The sequence below is a fragment of the Mycoplasmopsis anatis genome (genome assembly GCF_900660655.1).
Taxonomy (GTDB): Bacteria; Bacillota_I; Bacilli_A; order Mycoplasmatales; family Metamycoplasmataceae; genus Mycoplasmopsis; species Mycoplasmopsis anatis.
In genome coordinates, this window is record NZ_LR215035.1 from 124,117 (window position 1) to 146,187 (window position 22,071).

The window sequence follows — 22,071 nt, forward strand, 5'->3', positions numbered from 1 at the left end:
TGCTAAATTTTATAATTTAATATATAATTTAATCATGGAAAAATTAAAAACTCAACATGAAGAAATTTTAAAACATACTATAGAAATATATATTGAAAATTCTCAGCCTGTTAGTTCTAATTTAATTTTAGACAGAGGATATGTTGATTTTTCAAGTGCAAAGGTTAGATATTTAATGAATGAGCTGGAGCAACTTGGATATTTAGAAAAAGCTCATGTAAGTTCAGGAAGAATTCCAACAATTAAAGGACTTGATTACTATGCTAAATATCTATCTTTAACAGACGAAGATAAAATGATCAAAAGACTAAAGCAACTTTTTAACAAAAGAAATATAAATATAGATAAAACTGTTGAAGATGCTGCACAAATAATAAGTGAATCAACTGGTTTAACGCTAGTTACTGGTTCTGATAATTCAAGAGCTTTACTTAAAACAATTCAATTTGTTCCTATTAGTAATAATAGCGCAACTATAGTACTTGTTATTTCAACTGGTGAAGTATTTTCCAAATTTATAACATTAGATACAACTAAGCATTTAATGGATGATTTAAGAATTGCAGTTAGATTATTTAATGAGCGTTTGATAGACTCACCAATTTACGAATTACCTCAAAGAACATATGCACTTAAGGATATTTTAGCTCAAGCAGTTAAAAATTATGAGGAATTAATTCAAAGCTTTGTTACTGATATTTTTATGATTAAAACTGATTTTAAAAATAATATATATGGTAAGCAAAACATTATTTTAAGTGATAGTATTTCAAGGGTTGATTTAAATGAGATGCTAAATGTTATTGAAAATCATTCTATTTGAGAATTTATTGAAAAAGAATCTGAGTCTGATGAAAAACTTAAAATTTCGGTTTCACGTCAAGGTACATACATATCTAAAAGAATAGATTGTGAAAGTCCTATCCGTGAAGTTAGTGTTGTTGGTTCAACTGTAAGCGACTTTACTCAAATGAGAGCAGTAATACATATATTGGAAGAATTATTGCGTAAAAGAAATGGAGATAAATAATTATGAAAAAAATGCAAAAAATTCAAGCGAATGACATTTTGGAAGGAAATTTTTCACTCTTTATAGAAGATGTTGAAATTCCTGAATATACAAAAACTACAAAAATAACAGTAGGTAAAAATGAATATTTAGATAATTTTGATTCATATTTAATTAATAGAAAATCTTTTCCTAATTTAGAAGTGAGATTAACATTCCCTAAATCTTATAGAAATGAAAATTTTGCAGGTAAAAATGCCGTTGTTAAGATAACTGATGCTAAATTAACAAAAGCCCAAAACATGCTTAAGAAAATTGAAGAAGAATTAATTAATCTTAACATGAAAGCAATTAAATTAAGCGAAATAAACAAATCTCTTCAAGAACAAATTGCTGAAAAAGATAAAGAAATTGCATCATCTCGTGAAGCATATATGTTAAAAATTCAAGAAATGACTGCAAAAGCTGATCTAGAATTAAAAAACAAAAAAGAGCAAAATGATGCTAAATTAGCTGAAGAAAAAGAGAAAATTAAAAACTTTGCTCTTCAAGGTTTTGTTGAAGATTTTATTAGCCCATTTAATAATTTTATATTGGCAATAAAAGCTACCGAGAATACAGATAACCAAGTATTGAAGAATTTTATTTATGGATTTAAAATGATTGAAAATCAATTCATAAATACATTAAATGATCATAATATTGATTTAATTATTCCAAATGAAAATGAAGAATTTAATCCTGAATTCCATTATGCAATTGATTTTATTGAATCAAGTGAAAAAGCAACTAATAGTATTGCAAAATTAAATAATTATGGATTTAAATTAAATGGTAGAGTTATAAAACCAGCGACTGTAACTTTATATAAAAAAATTAGCAATTAATTATTTTGATTGCTAAAAATGTGATAGAATATTATTGTCTAAAAGGAGATAAACATGAAAAAAGAAATTATTTTAGGAATTGACCTAGGAACAACAAACTCAGTTGTTTCATACATGGATGGAACTAATCCAGTTGTTTTAGAAAACCCTAATGGTAAAAGAACTACACCATCTGTTGTAAGTTTTAAAAATGATGAAATCATCGTAGGTGAAGTAGCAAAAAGACAAATTGAAACTAATCCAAATACTGTTGCCTCAATTAAAAGATTAATCGGAACAAGTAAAACAGTACATGTAAATAATAAAGATTATAAACCTGAAGAGATCTCAGCGATGATCTTATCTTACATGAAAGATTATGCTGAAAAGAAATTGGGACAAAAAGTTTCAAAAGCTGTTATTACTGTTCCTGCTTACTTTGATAATGCACAACGTGAAGCTACAAAAATTGCTGGTAAGATTGCAGGTCTTCAAGTAGAAAGAATTATTAACGAACCTACTGCTGCTGCACTTGCTTTTGGATTAAACAAAACTGATAAATCAATGAAAGTTCTTGTATACGATTTAGGTGGTGGTACATTTGACGTTTCAGTACTTGAATTAGAATCAGGAACGTTTGAAGTATTATCAACAAGTGGAAATAACCATCTTGGTGGTGATGATTGAGATAATGAAATTGTTAAATGATTAATTGAAAAAATTAAAGCTCAACACAAATATGATCCATCAACTGATAAAATGGCTTTAGCAAGACTTAAAGAAGCTGCTGAAAAAGCTAAAATTGACTTATCAAATCAATCAGTTGCAAACATTAATTTACCATTCTTAACAGTTACTGCAGATGGTCCAGTTAACGTTGATTTAGAACTTAAAAGAAGTGAATTTGAATCAATGACTGCTTATTTAGTTGATAAAACTAGAAAACCTATTGAAGATGCATTAAAAGAAGCTAATATTACAGCTAGTGAACTTGATGAAGTTTTACTTGTTGGAGGTTCAACAAGAATTCCTGCTGTTCAAGATATGGTTCAAAGAACTTTAGGTAAAACTCCTAACCGTTCAATTAACCCAGATGAAGTTGTTGCTATTGGTGCTGCTATTCAAGGTGGGGTATTAGCTGGTGATGTTCAAGACATTCTTTTACTTGATGTTACACCTTTAACTCTTGGAATTGAAACTTTAGGTGGAATTAGTACACCATTAATACCAAGAAATACAACTATACCAGTCACTAAATCACAAATTTTCTCAACAGCAGCAGATAATCAAACTGAGGTAACAATTATGGTTGTTCAAGGTGAAAGACAAATGGCTAGCGATAACAAGAGATTAGGTCAATTCAATCTTTCAGGAATTGAACCTGCACCTCGTGGAGTTCCTCAAATTGAAGTTAGTTTCTCAATTGATGTTAATGGTATTACAACAGTAACAGCTAAAAACATGAAAACTAATGAAGCACAATCAATTAAAATTGAAAATTCTTCAAAATTAAGCGAAGAAGAAATAGACAGAATGGTTAAAGAAGCTGAAGAAAATAAAGAAAAAGATAATAAACGTAAAGAAGAAGTTGAAACAATCGTTAGAGCTGAAGCACTAGTAAATCAAATTGAAAAAGCAAACCAAGAACAAGGTGATAAAATGGATGCTAAAGCTAAAGAAGAATCAGAAAAAATGGTTAAAGAACTTAAGGAATTAATTGAGAAAAAAGACATTGCACAATTAAAGGAAAAATTAGATCAAATTGAAAATGTCATGAAGAATTTTGCTAACTACGCATCACAACAATCAAGTAGTTCAGCTAATGAAGATGAACCAACAATTACTGAAGAATAATATATGATTAAGTCAGCTTATGCTGACTTTTTTTATATTCCTAATATTAATAAAATAATATATAAAAATTTAATATAATTTAAAAACTTAATTAATATAGGGTAGTTTAGGAATGTAATTATGAAAAAAATTAGAACAAGATATGCACCAAGTCCAACTGGATATTTACACATTGGAGGTGCAAGAACAGCGCTTTTCTGTTATCTTTATGCTAAACATTTTAATGGAGATTTTATTTTTAGACTTGAAGATACCGATGTGAAGCGTAATGTTGTAGGTGGAGAAGAGAGTCAACTTAAAAATTTAGCTTGATTAGGAATTATTCCAGATGAGTCTCCACTTAAACCAAATGAAAAATATGGAAAATATCGTCAAAGCGAAAAATTAGAACGCTATAGACAAGTAGCGGATATTTTACTTGAGCAAAATTTAGCCTATAAAGCTTATGATACAACTGAAGAATTAGAAAAACAAAAAGCTGAAAGTGATGCTAAAGGAATTCCATCATTTAGATATGACAGAAATTGATTAAAAATTTCTGAAGAGGAAAGACAAAAAAGAGATGCTGCCGGAGAGTATTCAATTAGATTATTTATGCCCGAAAATGTTGAATATGCTTGAAATGATATTGTTAGAGGTCCAATAAGTTTTAATTCAAATGATTTGTCTGATTGAGTTATTTTTAAATCTGATGGATATCCTACCTATAATTTTGCTGTAGTTGTTGACGATCATGATATGGAAATTACTCATGTTCTTCGTGGCGAGGAGCATATTGGTAATACTCCAAAACAATTGGCAATTTATAAAATGCTAAATTGAGAAGCACCTAGTTTTGGACATATGACTATTATTACAAATATGGAAGGTCAAAAGCTTTCTAAACGTGATCTTAGTTTAAAACAATTTATTGAGGACTATAAAAATGAAGGATACTGACCACATGCAGTATTTAACTTCCTATCACTTTTAGGTTGAACTAGTTCTGACGCATCTGAAAAGATGACTAAAGAAGAAATTATTGCTAAATTTGATCCAAATAGATTGAGTAAGTCACCATCAAAATTTGATATTCAAAAAATGCAATGATTTTCAAAACAATATATCAAAGAAATTGATAATTCATTATTAAAGTCACTGATGAATAGCGAAATAAATGAATTTGATCAAGAGTGAGTTGATTTATTTATTGATACATATAAACAAAATGCATACTGCATTAATTCACTAAATGAAAGTTTAGAAATGTATAAAAATCCAGCTCTAGAATTTGGCCATGAATTTAACGAAGAAGAAATGAAGGTAATCAAAACTTTTAGTTCGCTAATTAATAAATCTAATTTTAATGTTGATGAAATTCAATCAGCTATAAACAAAACTCAAGAAATTTGTGGTGTTAAAGGTAAAAAATTATTCATGCCAATAAGATTAGCTGCTACATATTCAGAACATGGACCTGAATTAGCTAAGGCAATTTATTTATTTGGTGAATCTCAAATTAAAGAAAGGTTATCAAAATGAAAATAAAGTTTTTATCTGTTGCTCAGCCTGTTAATTCAGATGAATTAGTAACTAATTTTACAGCAAGTGTAGAAAAAGATAATGATTTTGGTTATGAAGCATACACTTTTGTTGAACCTTCTCAAGGGGTTTCTAATCGAATTGAATTTAATGAAAATGAAATAAACATTTTTGCTGGTGCAACTACATTAAAACTTCGAATGAATGAATGAATATTAAATGTTTTTAATATTCAAGCTACACCAAATTCTCCAGTATCAAATTTTGATATTTGAACATATCTAACAGATTTTAATGTTTCAAGAGATAATCAAATTGACGTTATTGAATTTAAATATATTTTAACTACTAAGCAAGAAGATTTGGATTCTAAAGTCGGAGATTACAAAATTACTTTAACCATATCTAAATAATATGATAGGTGTTGATATTGTAAAAATTTCACGTTTTATTAACAATCATGAAAAAATTGCTAATAGAATTTTAAGTGTTGATGAACTAATTGAGTATCAAAAAATTAGTGAAATCAAGAAAAAAGTTAAATATGTTGCAGTTCATTGAGCGATTAAGGAAGCGATATTTAAATCTGATAATAGTTATTCAACCTTTAATAAAATAAACATAACTAAAGAAAAATTAACCTACAAACATGATAAATTTCATATAAGCACTAGCGACGATGGAGATAATCTTGTTGCTTTTGTAATTAAGAAAGGATAAAATGAATTTAATTACATTAAAGAAAATATTTTTTGCGCCAGTATGATTAGCAAGATTTCATAAAATTAACTCTTTGGCAAGAAAATACCGTAAAACCCCAGAGTTAGCAAGTCAACAAGTTAGACTTGATAAAATGATTAAATATAGTAAAAAAATGCTTAAACTCCTTAGAATTGATGTGGAAATTGAAGGTATTGAAAACTTACCAAACACTGGTGGAGTAATTTTAACACCTAATCATAAATCAAATATTGATTCAGTAGTATTAATGAAACTCTTTGAGCTTAACAAAGAAAAAGGTGATGAATTACACAAAATGCCAACCTTTGTTGCAAAAAAAGAATTACTTAAAAAACGTTTAATTAGAAATGGACTTAGCTTGCTTGATACTTTTTCTATTGATAGACAAAATTTCAGAGATTCTTATAAAACTCTTCAAGATTTTGGTGAATATGTAAAAAGATCATCAACTTACGGTGTTATTTTCCCTGAAGGTACTAGAGTTCCAAATTCAAACGAAATTGGTGAATTTAAAGCAGGTGCCTTCAAAATCGCTGCTATGAAATATTTACCTATCTTACCTATTACAATCATAAATAGTGAACAAGCTTTTGATAAAAAAAGAAAAAATAGATTAACAATAAAAATTATTGTTCACTCACTAATTAAAGCCAACGCGGTAATAACTCAAGATCCAGTTGCTGTTGGTAAAAGAATTAGAGATATTGTATTATCAGGATTAAACAATGGATAATTTTGATATAAAACTTGACGATTTTGATGGACCACTTGATCTTTTATTATCATTAGTGCAAGATAAAAAAATTAGTGTTTTTGAAATAAATATGGCTGAATTAGCCACTCAGTATTTACAAATAATAAATAACTTAAAAGATTCAGATATTAATATTGCATCCGAGTATTTAGTAATGGCTGCAACTTTAATTCAATTAAAGTCTAAATTGCTCTTAAATAGTCCTGAAGAACAAGAAGAAATTGAACAAGAAAAAAGTAATCTTTTACAACAAATCTTAGAATATAAACAATTTAAAGAAGTAAGTAAAACTCTTAAGGAAAAAGAAGAATTACGTGACGATATTTTTATTAAAGAAATGAGTAATCTAGATCAATTCATTCTAGAAAAGGACAATTCAAAATTAGATGGTACATCTAATCCAGTAAAGTTAATTATTGTGCTAAGAAAGATGTTTGAGCGTAGATTTGCACAAAAATTAGCTCTAGCTAAACTGGATACATTTAAGTTAACTCCAAAAGATCAAGAAAGTTACATTAAAAATATTTTTGATAAACATGAAAATGTAACCTTTGATCAAATATTTAATTTACCTTCATTAAATCATTTTGTTATAACTCTATTAGCATTATTAGACATGGCTAGAAGACAAATAATTATTATCGAACAAGATGATCAATTTGCTGAATTAAGATTCAAAAGAGGACCCGAATATGAAAGATAATATTTTAGAAGCTGCATTATATGTTCAAGGAGATGAAGGATTAACTCTTGAACAAATTAAAGAACTTTTTTCGTTAAATAATATTGTTGAAGCAAAAAAAGTTATTAATGATTTTATTAAAAAATATAATGAGTCTAATAGAGGACTTAAAGTGGTTGAATTTAATGAAGTTTATAAATTAGCAACTCGTGAAAGTGTTAAGGAGTATATTTCTAAAATTGTTAACGTAATCAGAAAACAAAAACTTTCGAATGCAGCAATTGAAGTAGCTGGGATTATTGCTTATAAACAACCAATTACTAGAGGACAAATCGCAAGTATTCGTGGTGTCTCATCCGATCAAGTTTTAAATACCTTACTAGCTAAAGGAGTGGTTGAAGAAGTAGGGATTTCTCCAACTGTTGGACATCCAGTTCTGTATGGAGTTACTAATAAGTTTTATGATTACTTTAGAATTAAATCACTTTCTGAATTACCAAAATTAACAGAATTTAATTTTGTTGAAGGTACTGAAGAAAACGCAACCGAATATGATTTATTTGAAAGTCAAAGAGAAGAGTTCTAATGGAATACATAAAATTTAATGCAACAAAAAATGATCAAGGCAGAACCGTTTTTAAGCTTTTGATAAAATATTTTGATAATGTACCTGTAAGTAGAATAGAAAGAGTTTTTCGTCAAAAAGACATTAAAATAAATGGCTTAAGAAATGTTAATAAAAACCAAGTTATTAAAGAAAAAGATTTAATTGAGGTTTACGGACTTTCAGATCTAAAAAATGTTGAAGAAAAAAATAAAAAAGAAATAAAAATACTTTTTCATCCTATTTATGAGGATGAAAATATTTTATTAGTACATAAACCTGAAAAAATTGCAATTCACAGTGAAGATAATTGTTTAGATGAACAAGTTTTATCCTATTTAAAATATAAAAAAGTTGACAGTTTTATTCCAAGTCATGTAGGAAGACTAGATAAAGAAACTAGTGGAATAATGCTTTATGCTAAAAATTATGAAACACTTAATTATTTAAATGAAAATGCAAAAAATATTGAAAAGACTTATATTTTCAAGAGTGATTTTAATATGGATAATTTGATAGTGAATGGCTATATTTTTCATGATAACTCAAAACAAAAGATGAAAGTAAGTAAAGATTATGTTGAAAATGCAAAAAAATTCACTACAAAGCTCTTCATGATTAGAGACAGAAAATTTGCACAAATCATAACAGGAAGAAAACATCAAATAAGAGCAACATTATCATATTTGGGTTATCCAATTTACGGTGATCACAAATACGGTGGGAAGAAATTTAATCGTTTAATGCTTCATGCTTATTCTATAAAATTTAAAAATATGACAGGGAAATTCGAGTATTTAAATGACCATGAATATCTTAAAGAACCTAATTGATAGTCAGAAAGGAAAGAAATGAACAAAAGCATAACAAAAGAGGAATTGTATAAAATTGCAGAAAGCTTAATGCTTAAACCTACTGAAGAAGTTGTTGAAGAAATTCTAAAAGATTGAGAAGTTTTGCAAAAATACATTCAAATGATGAGTTTAATTAATACTGATAATGTTAAACCAATGACTCATATTAATGAGAACTATCAAGTTGACTTTTTTAGAGAAGACATTGAAGATGATTCATGAGCAATTAAAAAAGAACACATTCTTACAAATGCAGCTCAATCAGACCAAGATTTTATTATAACTAAGAAGGTGGTTAAATAATGAGTGTTAAAGTTTTAGGAAATTTTGAAAAAGCTAAAGTTGAATTAGCAAACAACAAAAATAATGCAGTTTCATACATATACGATCAAGCTAAAAACTTAAATCCTCAAGGAAATTTATCAAACTCAGTTTTTACAATTAAAAACGTTTTTGCTACTGATGATGCAGTCACAAATGCATCAAGCAGAATTTTGGAAAATTTTCAACCACATTATAATGCAGAGGTAGTCCAAAAATTATTAAACGCAGGAGCTACTCCAGTTGCTAAAGTTCATTCAGATGAATTAGCTTTAGGCGGTACAGGAACATACTCTGGTTTTGGTTTGATAAGAAACCCACTAGATCCAGAAAGACTTAGCGGTGGTTCTTCATCTGGTTCTATTGTTACACTAACTGATAATGTTTCATTTGCCTTAGGTAGTGATACCGGTGATAGTGTTAGATTACCAGCATCATATAATGGAAAAGTAGGTTTTAAACCATCTTATGGTGCAATATCACGTTATGGAATGTTCGCATATTGTTCATCTTTAGACACTGTTGCATTTTTTGCTCATAATGTTAATGACATTTTTGAGGTTTCAAAAGCAACTTTTGGCATTGACAACAAAGATATGACTACAATTAAGGTTAAAATGGAGGAACTTAATTCTCTTAAACCTAATATTGTGGTAGCTCTAGAATTAGACGGGTTCTTAGAAGAATATGTTTTAAATTCATATAATAATTTGATCCAAAAATTGATAAATAATGGTGTTAAAGTTAAAAAAGTTAAACCTGACTTAACAATTTTAAGAAATATTAAACCAGTTTATGATATTGTAAGTTACTCTGAAGCATCTGCTAACTTAGCTAATTTAAATGGTATTGCATTTGGTGAGAGAAAAACAGGTGAAGATTGAAATGAAATCATGACCAATACTAGAACAAGCGGTTTTGGTAAAATGGTTCAGAGAAGATTAACTCTTGGAAGTTACTATTTATATAGCAAAAATCAAGAAGAAATCTTCAAAAAAGCTCAAAAAGTAAGAAGAGTAATTAGAGATTATTTAACTAGTTTACATAAAAGCGCTGATGTTGTTATTTATCCAGCAAGTGCAGCTATAGCTCCATTTATTGACTTTTCAAAAAATAAGAATTATGATTTTATGGAATACATTTTAACTGGTTCAAACTTAGTTGGTAACCCTTCAATTACAATACCTCTTGGAAAAAATCAAGAGTTACCTTTTAATATAACCATTGATTCAGAGATTTATACTGATGAAAAACTGCTATCAATTTCATTATGATTTGAAGAAATTTTAGGAGGAAATAATGAATTGAAATAATTATTTTGATGTTGTTATTGGTGTGGAAATTCATGTTGAATTAGATACCAAGACAAAGATGTTTTCTCCTGCTAAAAATATCTTTGATGCAGAACCTAATACAACAGTTAATCAAATAGATCTAGCATACCCAGGAACTTTACCACTAATTAATAAACAAGCAGTTAAATATGCAATTGCATTAGCAAAAGCTCTTAAGATGGAAATTGATAGCGAGATGCACTTTGACAGAAAAAACTATTTTTATCCAGATTTACCTAAAGGTTTCCAAATAACACAATTTTATAGACCAATCGGTCAAAACGGTGTTATCGATGTTATCTTTGGTGATGGCAAAATTAAACAAGTGACTATTGAAAGAATTCATTTAGAAGAAGACACTGCTAGACAACATCATGATGAAAATGGTACAAAACTTGATTACAATCGAGCAGGTGTTCCTCTGATTGAAATTGTTTCAAATCCAGTGATGAGTTCAGCTGAAGAAGCTGCCGCATATGTCGACGCTATTAGAAAAACAGCACTAGCATTAAAAATAAGTGATGCAAAACTTGAACAAGGTTCACTTAGAGCTGACATCAACATTTCATTAAAACCAAAAGGTGTTAAAGAATTTGGTACTAAAGTGGAAATAAAAAACATGAACTCGCTTAATAATATTAAAAAAGCAATTGAATTTGAGATTATAGATCAAGCTAAAAAGTTATTCAAAAATGAAAAAATTCTTCAACAAACTAAGCGTTTTGATGATCAAAGTAATTCAACAATTACAATGAGAGTTAAAACAGGTCAAACTGATTATAAATATTTTCCAGAACCAAATATTCCATTTATTAAAATTTCAGATGAGTTTATCGAATCTATAAAGTTACCAGAATTACCTGTTGAAAGATTCAAGCGATATAAGTCTTATGAAATACAAGATATTTATATCCAAAGTCTAAACAATGATTTAAAACTTGCTGATTATTTTGATAGCATATCTTACCCTGATAAAACTAAGTTAGCAAAAATTTTCTTTGCTGAAGTTGTATCATTAGCTAATTCAAAATCGTTAAATGCTTATGAATTGAATATTAATCCTGAAAATATTACAAAAGCTATTGAATTATTAGAACAAGAAATTATTTCAGGGAAATCAATCAAAAAATTAATACCACTTCTACAAGATTTCAATGGTGACATCAATGATTTACTTGATGAACATAAATTGAAGCAGATCTCTGACTTGGATTTAATCAATCAAATAATTTCTGAAATCATTTCACAAAGTGAAAATATCGTAATAGAATATCCAAATCGTCCCGAAAGAGTTCTTAAAATGATTTTAGGATTGGCGATGAAAAAAACTGATGGTCAAATTTCTCCAACTATAGCTGATGAAGTTACTAAAAAAATTCTCCAAAAAAAATTCAATTTATAAAAAATATCTTAAAAATAACTGTGATTTTACTAAAAGTTTATTTAGAGAAGTTAAAAAAGAAAAATTTAATCATAATATAATTTGACCACCAAGATTTAAAATAAATATCTATGAAATTATTTGTAAATTTATAATCAAAATAATATTATTTATTACAATGTTTCGAACAATGCATAGAAACAAACAAAAAAGAGAAACAATAATTAATAGGACATTTTTAAAATTTTCTTCAAAAGAATTTCAATTTATTCCAATATCTTCTTGCTTTTATTTCTTACTATCATTTGTTCCAATTGTAATTATTGTTTATTTTATTCTCTCGATATTTTCTTGACATATCCAATTTAATAAATATTTTTATGAAGAAATTCTATCAAATTTAATACCTGGAATTCTTAGTGTTATTGATTTTCTTCCAAGTAGTTTTGATAGTTATTTAAGCTATATTCCGCTTGCTGTTTTATCATTATCTTGTTTATGACTAAGCAGCGCAGGTTATGGCAAAATGATAACGTCATACAACTATATTTATGGTCATAAATATTTAGGAACATTTTTAGGTAATAGAATTAAAGGCTTGTTAATAGTTCTTTTAATTTCCTTATATATTTCCATTTGAGTAATAATTCTTAAATTATTAAATTCTTTATTTATTACTTTTAATGACGATCTAGAGTATAAAAAATGAGAATCGTTTGTTCTTTTCCAAATAAGTTCATTAGTATTTTTATACATTGGTTTTATTTTTCTTTATAAATTTGTCCCATCATTTAAATTAAAAGTGTCGCAAGTTTACTCGGGTTCATTACTTGCTACCATACCAATTTGAATTTTAGTATTAATTTTTGGTTCACTTAATACAACATTTAAATACGAAAAATACGGACCACTAGGAATATTTTTATACATTTCAGTCTTTATAAGTTTTTACAGTTATTTCATTTATTTAGGAATCATAGTTAATGAATCATATTATAAGATTTTTGTATCGCAGAGAACGTTACAAAAAAAAGCAATATGAAAATTTTAAAATTAAAGTGTATTTTATACAATGCACTATTTTTTAAATTTTTTTATTACACTTAAAGAATTACGAGGCCAAAAAACTCCATCTGCATAACCTTGAATAGTTTTATCATGATCAGCTTTTTCAAGTCTATATTCAGCTCAAGCGCAAAATTGTTGATCCAATTCTATTCCTATGTATTTTCTGTTTAATTTTTTAGCAACAACCGAAGTAGTTCCCGAACCTAAAAACGGATCTAAAACTACATCATTTTCTTTTGAAGATGCTAGAACTAACTTGGCTATTAATTTTTCAGGTTTTTGAGTTGGGTGTGCCGTATTTTCAGGCATTGATCAATATGGAATTGATATATCTGTTCAAATATTTGATGGATAAGTGTTTCTAAAATTACCGATTTCAGTTTGATTCCAATCTTTTGGCTTACCATTTTCTTTGTATGGAGCAATAACTTTTTTGCGATGCATGATTGAATCAACATTAAAGTAGAAATTCTTGCTTTTAGTTAAAAAATAAATATCTTCCATACTATTTTTATAGTTATTTTTTGAACCGCGACCCTTTTCTCTTTCTCATGTTATCCTATTTTGTATATAGAATTTTTCAGCTAAAATTGGTGCGATTATCATACTTGTTTTTCAATCACAACAAACATAAATAGTTGCAGTTTCTTTTAATAATGGATAAATTAAATTGATTCATTTTCTTGTGTATTCAACATAACTATCGTCTTTCATTCTACTAAAGTTTAATTCATTGAATTTTTTAGAAATGTTGTAAGGTGGATCAATAATGCATAAATCAATTGAATTCTTAGGTAATTTTTCTAAAATTTTAAATGTATCACCATTGATTGTTGAATTAATAACATTATCCAATTTTTCTATATCGCTGTCAATATTTTTAACTCTTATTAATTCTTTTTCTAGTTGTTTCACAGTAAAATCAATAGTTTTATTTCTTGTGGATCTCTCTTTGTTTAACATAATTAAACAAATTATAGATTAATTTAATTATTTTTTACTAATTTAAGAGTCATACTCATTTTATAATATTAAAATTTTTGATTTTGCTATAATAAAATAACTATGGAACAAACAATGTATAACTCATTATTAAAAATTAAAGAAAAACACGATGAAATGGAAAAACAACTCCTTGACCCTGAAGTTGTTTCAGATATAAAAAAATACACAAAAATAACAAAAGAAATCAACTCAATTAAAGATATTGTCGAAGCATTTAATTCATATTTACAAGCAGAAAACAATCTTATTTTATCTAAAGAGATGTTACACGAAAAGGATGAAGAGTTAGTTAGTTTAGCTAAAATGGAAATTGCTAGTTCTGAAGAGATCATGTCTAAATTAACTGAGGATCTTAAAATTCTAATTTTACCTAAGGATGAAAATGATAATCGTGATGTTATCGTTGAAATCAGAGGTGCAGCAGGTGGTGATGAGGCTAATATCTTTGCTGGTGATTTATTCAGAATGTATACAAAATGATGTGATCAAAATAATTTAAGATGAAAAACACTTGACTCTACACCAGCAGAGGCTGGGGGATTTACATTGATAACCTTTTCTGTCTCAGGCGAAAAACCGTATTCAAAACTAAAGTTTGAAAGTGGTGTACACAGAGTTCAAAGAGTACCAGTTACAGAAACTAAAGGAAGAGTTCACACGAGTACTGCAACCGTTACAGTTATGCCTGAAATTGATGATGATGTTGAAATTGAAATTAAACCAGAAGATATAAGAGTAGATGTATTCCGTTCAAGTGGTAATGGTGGTCAATCAGTTAATACAACAGATAGTGCTGTAAGAATTACACACTTTAAAACTGGTATTGTTGTTTCATGTCAAGAAGGAAAGTCTCAAATACAAAATAGAGAAATCGCACTTAGAATTCTTAAGTCAAAACTTTATGACTTAGAGATTCAAAAGAAATTGGAAGAAGAATCAGGATATAGAAAACTTGCAGGATCAGGTGCGAGAAGTGAAAAAATTAGAACCTATAACTATCCTCAAGATAGAGTTACTGACCATAGAATTAGTTTCTCTACAAGTTTATCTCCAGTTATGGACGGAAAAATAAACTCAATTATTGATGCTTTATTAACAGAAGAACAAAACGAAAAAATTAAAGAAGCAGGTTTATAAGATGCCAACTAGGGAAGATTTATTATTAGAAAAAAGAAGATATGGACTAGAACAAGTAATTACTGATGAAGAACAAAAAAAGCTAGATTTAGGAATGCCTGTTCAAAAAATTATGGGGTATGTTGAACTAGCCGATGTTAGAATTTATTTAGATTTTAATGTTTTAATTCCTAGATACGAAACAGAAGAATTGGTCCTTAAAGCTATTAAAGAAATTCCTCAAAATGCAAAAGTTTTAGAAATAGGTTGTGGTTCAGGTTTTATTTCTATTGCTCTTAAAAAACATCGTCCAGATTTAAAAATTATAGCAGTTGACGTTGATAATAATGCTATTTTGCAAACAACAGTCAATGCACAAACTAATAAAGTTGATATTGATATTAGACTAAGTAACTTGTTTTCAGGTGTATTTCAATTAATTTTTGAGGAACCATTTGATGTTATTATTTCTAATCCTCCTTATTTATCTGATTTGGAAGAATTACCTGAGTCAGTTGAAAAATTTGAACCAGCAATTGCTCTAAAAGCACCTAATGATGGTTTCTTCTTTTATAAAGAAATTCTTTCAAAATCAACATGAGCATTAAAAAGGCATGGACAAATTTATTTTGAGATTAACCCAGAACATATGCATATTTGAAATGAACTTAAATATGCATATAATCTAGAAATTACTAAAGATATCAATGGTAAAGAAAGATTTGCTAAAATTATTATAGATTAAAGTAAGGTGTGAATTTAATTATTCACATTTTTTATAACTTTTTTAATATCACTAGCTATTTTTTAGTGAGTTTGATATCTTTATAGATAAAATTGCTCAGTTTTAGTTTTACATAAAAAAAGTTTATAAAGAGTATAAGTATGTATCAACATTGATTGTTGTAATCTTCTTGGGTTTTATATGTTTTGATAATCTATAATATTTAATAATCATGTCTATGATTAAAAATAAGCTAGATAGAGCATATTTATTTTTTTATAAATTAATTCACTGTAGTATTTTAATAAAATGTATCTTTAATTAAATCATTTCGATTATAAAACAATGTTTAATGTGAACGATGTAAAAATGGTTTCTAATGTCTAGATTTTATTAAACTGAAATTTTATTAGATTGCAATTTTGTAATTATTTAATATAATTAAAGAATGTATGAGATAAATTTAGTTAAATTACCAAGGAAAGTATTAAGAGAAAAATCGTTAGATGTACCAATTCCTCTTTCAGATGAAGATATTGAATTAGCTGAGAGAATGATTTATCATGTTGATGATAGTCAAAAACCTAATACAAAATTCAGGCCTGCTGTTGGAGTTGCTGCCGTGCAATACGGTATATTAAAGAGAGTGTTTTATATTCATGTTAAGGATTATCAAGATAAAACTATTTTCAGAGATGTTTTATTTAATCCTATAGTTTTAAATAAATCATTATTATTAAATGCACTCGCTGAAGGTGAAGGTTGTTTAAGTGTTGATGATAGTTGACCAAATCAAGAAGGTTATATCCATAGAGCGAATCGTATAGTTGTCAAGGCTTATAGTTATTTTCAGCAAAAAGAAGTTACCTATGATGTATCAGACTACGTCGCTATTGTCATGCAACATGAATTAGATCACTTGGATGGCAAACTTTTTATCGATCATATTAGTAAAAAACATCCTTGAAGAAAAAAAGAAAAATGTAAATACTTATAGAAAGGAAAGATATGCAAGATTTAATTAATACATTAAGCAAAATTGTTGAGTTTAAATATACTACAGCAATAATGATTATTTGATTTATTTTAGTTCTTGTTTTAGGTTATTTATGAGGATTTAAACGTGGACTAATCGCCAACATTATTAATGTTGCTATCATTTTTGTGGCTTTAGTTGTTGCAGCTATAATCTCTGTTCTTGTTAAACCATCTATTTCAAACGCATTAATAAAAGCCGATGAGAGTGGAATGCTTAAAGATTCTGGATTAGTCAATACCCTAGTAGGTTATTTAGCATTATTTATTCACTTAATTTGCCTAATATTATTTATGGTTGCTTCTGGTATATTAGGATTGTTTAGAAAAAAAGTTAAAAGATCTACCATGAGACCATTTTATGGTTTAATAAGTATGGCTGGAGCAGTTCCATTAGCTGCGATTTCAACAGCTGCAATTAGCCCAATTACTAAATATGATAATGGAATGAGTAAATTTGTTGGAGCACTTAGTTTAGGAGTTACTTTTAGTACCGCTAACAGTGCTGAAGGTGTTGTAGAAGCTTTAGTTAAGTTTCAAGAAAATATGAATAAAATAAATAGTGATAACCCTAAAGAAAGGGAAGAAGGTGCAAAAAATCTTTTAAATGATCCTTCAATCGGGAACTTGTTAGATAAATTGATTGAAGAAAATAACAAAAAAGAACCAAATAAAACTGATACCAACACAAATGTTGATAAAAATCAACCTTCTCAACCAAACACTCCAAATAACCCTAAACCACAACCATCTAACCCAAACAACCCTGAACCACAACCATCTAACCCAAACAACCCTGAACCACAACCATCTAATCCAAACAATAGCACTATTATAGATAATAAAATTCTTGAAGAGTTAATTGGTGATAACAAAGAATTTTTTGAAGAACTTAAAACCAATAATCAAATAGCAGAAAATATCAACAAATTTGTTGAGATTGATGTTAATGAAATAACAAAAGAACAAATTCAAGAAATTACTTCTGAATTAGTTCAAAATGCTAGAAAACACTTTGGTGAATCAAAACAAATTGATGCTATATTATCGGTTGTTGAAAAAGAAGGAATTGAATCTCTTTCAAATAATGGTGTTAAAATCGTTGATTTAGGAATTACTTTAGTTAAAAATCAAATTGGAGAAAATACAAATATTCAGTTTGATAAAATCGGAACAAAACTTAAAGATATTATCAATAAAGCAGCTGAATTAAAAAATATAAATAACTAATTACTGTTGTTCAAAAACCAAGATACAAGCTCTAATAGTATTGAGCTTGTATCTTGGTTTTTAATATAAAACAAAAATAAAAATCAACCATAATGGTTGATTAATGATTATGCAACATATTTTCTTTAATGTTTTTTCAATCTATACAATCACATGCAAATTTTGAGTAATTTTTATCAAGTGATATATGATCAAGGTATTTGGAATAAGTTTTTTTAAATTCTGGATGTAACTTATAATATACACTAGCACCCTTTTTGAATGATTCAACTAATTTTAGTTTTCTTAAGTACATGAAATGTTTTGATACATTAGCTTGTTTTTGACCTGTAAGTTCGATAAGAGATTGTACATTACACTCATTTTCTTCACATAAATATAAATGAATTAATAATTGTAAATTTAATTTAGACGAACAAACCTTAAAAAAATCTTCTAATTTAATCAATGTTATTTGTCCTTTGTACTCTTATTATTCTTTTTGGTTGAATTTTTCTTGGTAGGTCTTAAAACATTATCTTCCTTAGCTTTAGTAGCTTTTTTTATTACTTCAGGAACAATTGTTTCATCATTTTGTTCTTGTTTATCATCTTCATTAAAATATAGTGCTCACTCTTTGGATAATTCGTTAATATCTCTGCTATTTTCATTATAAAAGTCATCAGAAAGATTTAATTCAATTTCTTGGTCATCATCATTTCTGACAAAATTGTTTGCACCATAATTTGAATTAATGAATTTTAATATTTCTGAGTCTTCGTATCACTTCATTTCATTGTTCTTAATTATTGATCAATTGATTATATTTACCAACTTAACATCATAATTCTTTGATTTTAAGAATTTATATTTATCCTTAAATTCTATAAAGTTGTTCACATTTTTAACATAACTAAAATCATCGAAAATGTATGCTTTATATGGCTTTTTATCAACTAAAACCATTAAGCCGATATTTAATGTACCAACTGAGTAATTTTGAATCAATTCAACATTGGTTTTATTTCTAGTAACTTTATCAATATCGTTAACAACTATGTCAGAAATGTTATTTTCATAATTAGAAACTACAGAGTTTTTACCACGATTAATTGCGATTTTTACAAAATCACGTCTTTCTTGATCAGTTTTTTCTAAGAATTCCAATCAAAGTCTAAATATCATTGTATCTGTGCTGTTAGTATTGTTAGATATATCAGTTGATTTAATTGTCTTGATAACAATCATTTTATCTTTAGCACGAGAAATAGCTACATTTAGTGCATTCATACCACCTGTACGACCTACGTATGTAGAGAAAATTTTAGCTGTTTTATCATATGCAATAGTAGCTACAACTAAATCTGCCTCATCTCCTTGAATATTTTCAAGGTTTCTAATCATAAGTCTATTTTCACGCATTGCCATTTCTAAATCTGGATATTTTTGAATAATTAAGTTAGTAATGTAATCACCTTGTTTAGCGTTGAATGAAAGTAAAATTATTTTTTTGTATTTTTCAATATTTTCTTTAAGAATCTCTATTGCCTTATTAGCTTCAACAATGTTTCTGTTATCTTCCCACTTACCATTCACTTGAATAACTTCGATAGCATCTTGTTCATTTGCTCCAGCTACATCAACAACATCAAGTTGAGATTTATAGAAGTGTTTTGAAGAGAATGTCATTAATGATGCATGATTTGCACGATAGTTTTTATCAAGTAAGATTTTGAATACACCTAAGCTTAACGCATAATCAAGAAGTGATTCAACGTTTCCAAAAATTGTATCATCGCTACTTCTAACACCGAATCAGTTTGTTGGACGCATTTGATTTTCGTCACCAGAAAGAATCTTTGTCTTACCTAAATATAGTAATGGAAGTCCTTTTTCAATAAATATTTGTGAAGATTCATCAAGGATTACATAGTCAAATTCTCCTCTTTCTCAAATACTTAAGTCTGTATCAGGAGTTGTTATAACAACAGGAATTATTTTTTTAATAATTCTTCCATAGTTTTTAATAAATTTATGTGGGTCCATATTCGCAAGTCTAATTGTAGCGGCGAATTCCTTATACATTTGTAAATCTTCAGCACTGAAACGCGTAATTTTCTTAATCGTATTAATAGTCATCATTTTTTTAATGTTTTCGATTTCTGTTAACTCATTACGATTATAATCAGGTTGTCTGCTTGAAATTGATTCTACTCATTCTAGTTGTTCATAAGAAACAGAAGCAGTTTTAATAAAGAAATCACTAATTTGACCTGAGTAATTACGTGGTAATAAGTTTTCGATTTCTTTAGCACGTTTTTTTAGCTGTCTGTAGTGTTTAAAATTCTCTGGATTTGTGTATCTAGTGAAAGTATTTGATTTATCATTTAGCCTCATGAACTCTCTTTTTCATGGGCCAAATTCCGTTAAATCTACTGTACCGCTTTGTGATACACTTTGAGGCATCTCAACATTTTTTGCTAAAGCTCTTAAAGTATCATAATCAGTTTTATTAAGTCCAGTTTCGCTTAAGCAAGTAGCTGATTCTTTGATATTTGAGCTGAATGTTTTATAACAATTAGACATTAAAAATCTATAGGTATCAAGAATTTTTTCAACTGATTGACTCTTATTTATGTCTTTTGTTAACTCGATTCATCTTAATTCATCTTCTTGAATAATTTGGTTTCCGCCTGCAGGAAGAGATTTAAATTCACTAAAGTATTCTAAATAGTCAATAAAAGCCTGAAGAGGTTCATAAAAACTTCTTTTACTAAAATCTTTGCTTGTCAATAAGCACAAACAAAACATTCTTAGATCTTGAAGACGGTTTCTAATAACTTCAAGAGCAGCCTTTTTTTGTGAGGCTACTAAAGCAGTTCTACCAACAAATAGAATATTAGCTAGTAAATTAACAATTGTTTGTGATTTACCTGTACCTGGTGGTCCTCAAATAACAGTATCTTGGATTAATGATGATAAAATAGCTCTATCTTGTGAGAAGTTAGTTTTAGTTATATTAAATAATTTAGGTTTGTCAGTAAAAATTTGTTTATCCAATTTTTTTGCATAAGCAGATTTAAGGAAATCTATATTAAAGATTTTATCGATCTCATCATTGTCGATAATTTCTTTCATTCTTTTACGTGAATAACCACCACCAGGAAGAAATATCCCTAGAACCATACCTGTATGGAATTGAATAGTTTTGTTATTGATACTATCCGGATTTTTCTTTTCAAATGGTGAAACGATATTCTCCGGAAGAGGGAAGACATTATTTCAGTCTCTACTTAATCTAAAAATAATTTGATCAATAGACATTCCTGAGTAATCAAAAGTAATATTAATATTAAAACCAGCATTATTAAGAATAAAGACAAGTTTTTCATTTAACTTAATATTTTTATGAACAATCAAAAATGGTCTACCATTCTTAAATTCAATACTTACTTCATGAAAAAATAACGGTGCATAGATTTTTTTCTCATCGATAGAAACAGAAACATATAAAAACCCTAAATGCATTGGTCAAATGTTTGTTTCATCTAAAACTGAAAGAGCTTTTCTTTCTAGTAATTTTCATTTTAAAGCAGACTTTTGAATATCAACTCTAATTTTTTCGATTAATTTTGGTTTAGTGTTCTCAAAGTTTGAAAATAATTGTGATTTAATGTTATCACTTAATTCAAGGTCGTTGTTTTTGAATAACTCAAGCATTAAACTTGGTTCCTCGATACTTTCTGCAGCTTTTCTAATTCTTGAGAGGTTAGACTCAATGAATGGTAGTTCAATTTTAGCACCACTAGTTGCACTAACTCTAACTAAAGCACTAAAGTATTCCCTACCAAAAATTTTATAGAAATCATAAAAATGATTTGTGTTAAGAGAAGTAAAAACTGAAGGATCATTTTGAGTCACTTCAAGTAAGTTATCTAAAATTGCCGCGTATCTTTGAGCTGGATCTTTTACAAAGCTATTTGATTGATTCAT

At 27.8% G+C, this 22,071-nt stretch carries 21 protein-coding genes; 18 read left to right on the forward strand and 3 right to left on the reverse strand.

Annotation, left to right across the window (positions count from 1 at the left end):
- Positions 1-34 precede the first annotated feature (34 nt).
- From EXC66_RS00545 to EXC66_RS00610, 14 genes are all read left to right on the forward strand, one after another.
- Positions 35-1,030 (forward strand): heat-inducible transcriptional repressor HrcA, encoded by a 996-nt coding sequence (locus EXC66_RS00545; RefSeq protein ID WP_006886612.1) that lies wholly within the window; start codon positions 35-37, stop codon positions 1,028-1,030.
- A gap of 2 nt (positions 1,031-1,032) precedes the next feature.
- Complete coding sequence (locus EXC66_RS00550; protein WP_006886611.1) at positions 1,033-1,896, forward strand: nucleotide exchange factor GrpE; 864 nt, start codon at positions 1,033-1,035, stop codon at positions 1,894-1,896.
- Positions 1,897-1,950: 54 nt separating this feature from the next.
- Positions 1,951-3,729, forward strand: a complete 1,779-nt coding sequence (dnaK, locus tag EXC66_RS00555; RefSeq protein WP_006886610.1) for a molecular chaperone DnaK — start codon at positions 1,951-1,953, stop codon at positions 3,727-3,729.
- Between the two features lie 120 nt (positions 3,730-3,849).
- Entirely contained in the window at positions 3,850-5,256 is a 1,407-nt protein-coding gene (gene gltX / locus EXC66_RS00560) for a glutamate--tRNA ligase (RefSeq protein ID WP_006886609.1), read from the forward strand.
- Complete coding sequence (locus EXC66_RS00565) at positions 5,247-5,663, forward strand: hypothetical protein (RefSeq protein ID WP_006886608.1); 417 nt, start codon at positions 5,247-5,249, stop codon at positions 5,661-5,663. Before gltX ends, EXC66_RS00565 begins: the two co-directional genes overlap by 10 nt.
- 1 nt (position 5,664) lies before the next feature.
- A complete protein-coding gene (locus tag EXC66_RS00570; protein ID WP_006886607.1) occupies positions 5,665-5,970 on the forward strand; it encodes a 4'-phosphopantetheinyl transferase superfamily protein in 306 nt (101 codons plus the stop codon).
- Between the two features lies 1 nt (position 5,971).
- A complete protein-coding gene (locus EXC66_RS00575; protein WP_006886606.1) occupies positions 5,972-6,724 on the forward strand; it encodes a lysophospholipid acyltransferase family protein in 753 nt (250 codons plus the stop codon).
- Positions 6,717-7,448, forward strand: a complete 732-nt coding sequence (locus EXC66_RS00580) for a segregation/condensation protein A (protein ID WP_006886605.1) — start codon at positions 6,717-6,719, stop codon at positions 7,446-7,448. Before EXC66_RS00575 ends, EXC66_RS00580 begins: the two co-directional genes overlap by 8 nt.
- A complete protein-coding gene (scpB, locus tag EXC66_RS00585; protein WP_006886604.1) occupies positions 7,438-8,013 on the forward strand; it encodes an SMC-Scp complex subunit ScpB in 576 nt (191 codons plus the stop codon). The genes EXC66_RS00580 and scpB overlap by 11 nt, the downstream gene beginning before the upstream one ends.
- The gene (locus EXC66_RS00590; protein WP_006886603.1) at positions 8,013-8,867 is read left to right on the forward strand and encodes a pseudouridine synthase family protein; all 855 of its coding nucleotides are present in this window, start codon (positions 8,013-8,015) and stop codon (positions 8,865-8,867) included. Before scpB ends, EXC66_RS00590 begins: the two co-directional genes overlap by 1 nt.
- Positions 8,868-8,882: 15 nt before the next feature.
- Positions 8,883-9,188 (forward strand): Asp-tRNA(Asn)/Glu-tRNA(Gln) amidotransferase subunit GatC, encoded by a 306-nt coding sequence (locus EXC66_RS00595; RefSeq protein ID WP_006886602.1) that lies wholly within the window; start codon positions 8,883-8,885, stop codon positions 9,186-9,188.
- On the forward strand, positions 9,188-10,519 hold the full coding sequence (locus tag EXC66_RS00600) for an amidase family protein (RefSeq protein WP_006886601.1): 1,332 nt from the start codon (positions 9,188-9,190) through the stop codon (positions 10,517-10,519). The genes EXC66_RS00595 and EXC66_RS00600 overlap by 1 nt, the downstream gene beginning before the upstream one ends.
- Positions 10,506-11,942: an Asp-tRNA(Asn)/Glu-tRNA(Gln) amidotransferase subunit GatB gene (gatB, locus tag EXC66_RS00605; RefSeq protein WP_006886600.1), complete on the forward strand. Its 1,437-nt coding sequence runs from the start codon at positions 10,506-10,508 to the stop codon at positions 11,940-11,942. The genes EXC66_RS00600 and gatB overlap by 14 nt, the downstream gene beginning before the upstream one ends.
- Before the next feature lie 169 nt (positions 11,943-12,111).
- A complete protein-coding gene (locus EXC66_RS00610; RefSeq protein ID WP_223213200.1) occupies positions 12,112-12,972 on the forward strand; it encodes a YhjD/YihY/BrkB family envelope integrity protein in 861 nt (286 codons plus the stop codon).
- A gap of 26 nt (positions 12,973-12,998) precedes the next feature.
- Here EXC66_RS00610 and EXC66_RS00615 read toward each other — a convergent pair whose 3' ends face one another.
- Positions 12,999-13,952, reverse strand: a complete 954-nt coding sequence (locus tag EXC66_RS00615; RefSeq protein WP_112579171.1) for a DNA-methyltransferase — start codon at positions 13,950-13,952, stop codon at positions 12,999-13,001.
- 102 nt (positions 13,953-14,054) lie between these two features.
- Here EXC66_RS00615 and prfA point away from each other — a divergent pair, with 102 nt between their 5' ends.
- The 4 genes from prfA to EXC66_RS00635 all read left to right on the forward strand — a co-directional run bounded on the left by prfA (position 14,055) and on the right by EXC66_RS00635 (position 18,099).
- The gene (gene prfA, locus EXC66_RS00620; RefSeq protein WP_006886597.1) at positions 14,055-15,131 is read left to right on the forward strand and encodes a peptide chain release factor 1; all 1,077 of its coding nucleotides are present in this window, start codon (positions 14,055-14,057) and stop codon (positions 15,129-15,131) included.
- Between the two features lies 1 nt (position 15,132).
- On the forward strand, positions 15,133-15,855 hold the full coding sequence (locus tag EXC66_RS00625; protein ID WP_006886596.1) for a peptide chain release factor N(5)-glutamine methyltransferase: 723 nt from the start codon (positions 15,133-15,135) through the stop codon (positions 15,853-15,855).
- A 427-nt stretch (positions 15,856-16,282) separates the two neighbouring features.
- The gene (gene def, locus EXC66_RS00630) at positions 16,283-16,831 is read left to right on the forward strand and encodes a peptide deformylase (protein ID WP_006886595.1); all 549 of its coding nucleotides are present in this window, start codon (positions 16,283-16,285) and stop codon (positions 16,829-16,831) included.
- 11 nt (positions 16,832-16,842) lie between these two features.
- The gene (locus tag EXC66_RS00635; protein WP_006886594.1) at positions 16,843-18,099 is read left to right on the forward strand and encodes a CvpA family protein; all 1,257 of its coding nucleotides are present in this window, start codon (positions 16,843-16,845) and stop codon (positions 18,097-18,099) included.
- 100 nt (positions 18,100-18,199) lie between these two features.
- On the opposite strand, the gene EXC66_RS00640 is transcribed toward EXC66_RS00635, so the two are convergent.
- Together EXC66_RS00640 and EXC66_RS00645 are read right to left on the reverse strand one after the other, a co-directional pair.
- The gene (locus EXC66_RS00640) at positions 18,200-18,547 is read right to left on the reverse strand and encodes an ArsR family transcriptional regulator (RefSeq protein ID WP_006886593.1); all 348 of its coding nucleotides are present in this window, start codon (positions 18,545-18,547) and stop codon (positions 18,200-18,202) included.
- A gap of 2 nt (positions 18,548-18,549) precedes the next feature.
- Positions 18,550-22,071, reverse strand: coding sequence for an AAA domain-containing protein (locus EXC66_RS00645; protein ID WP_006886592.1), 3,522 nt, complete (start codon positions 22,069-22,071; stop codon positions 18,550-18,552).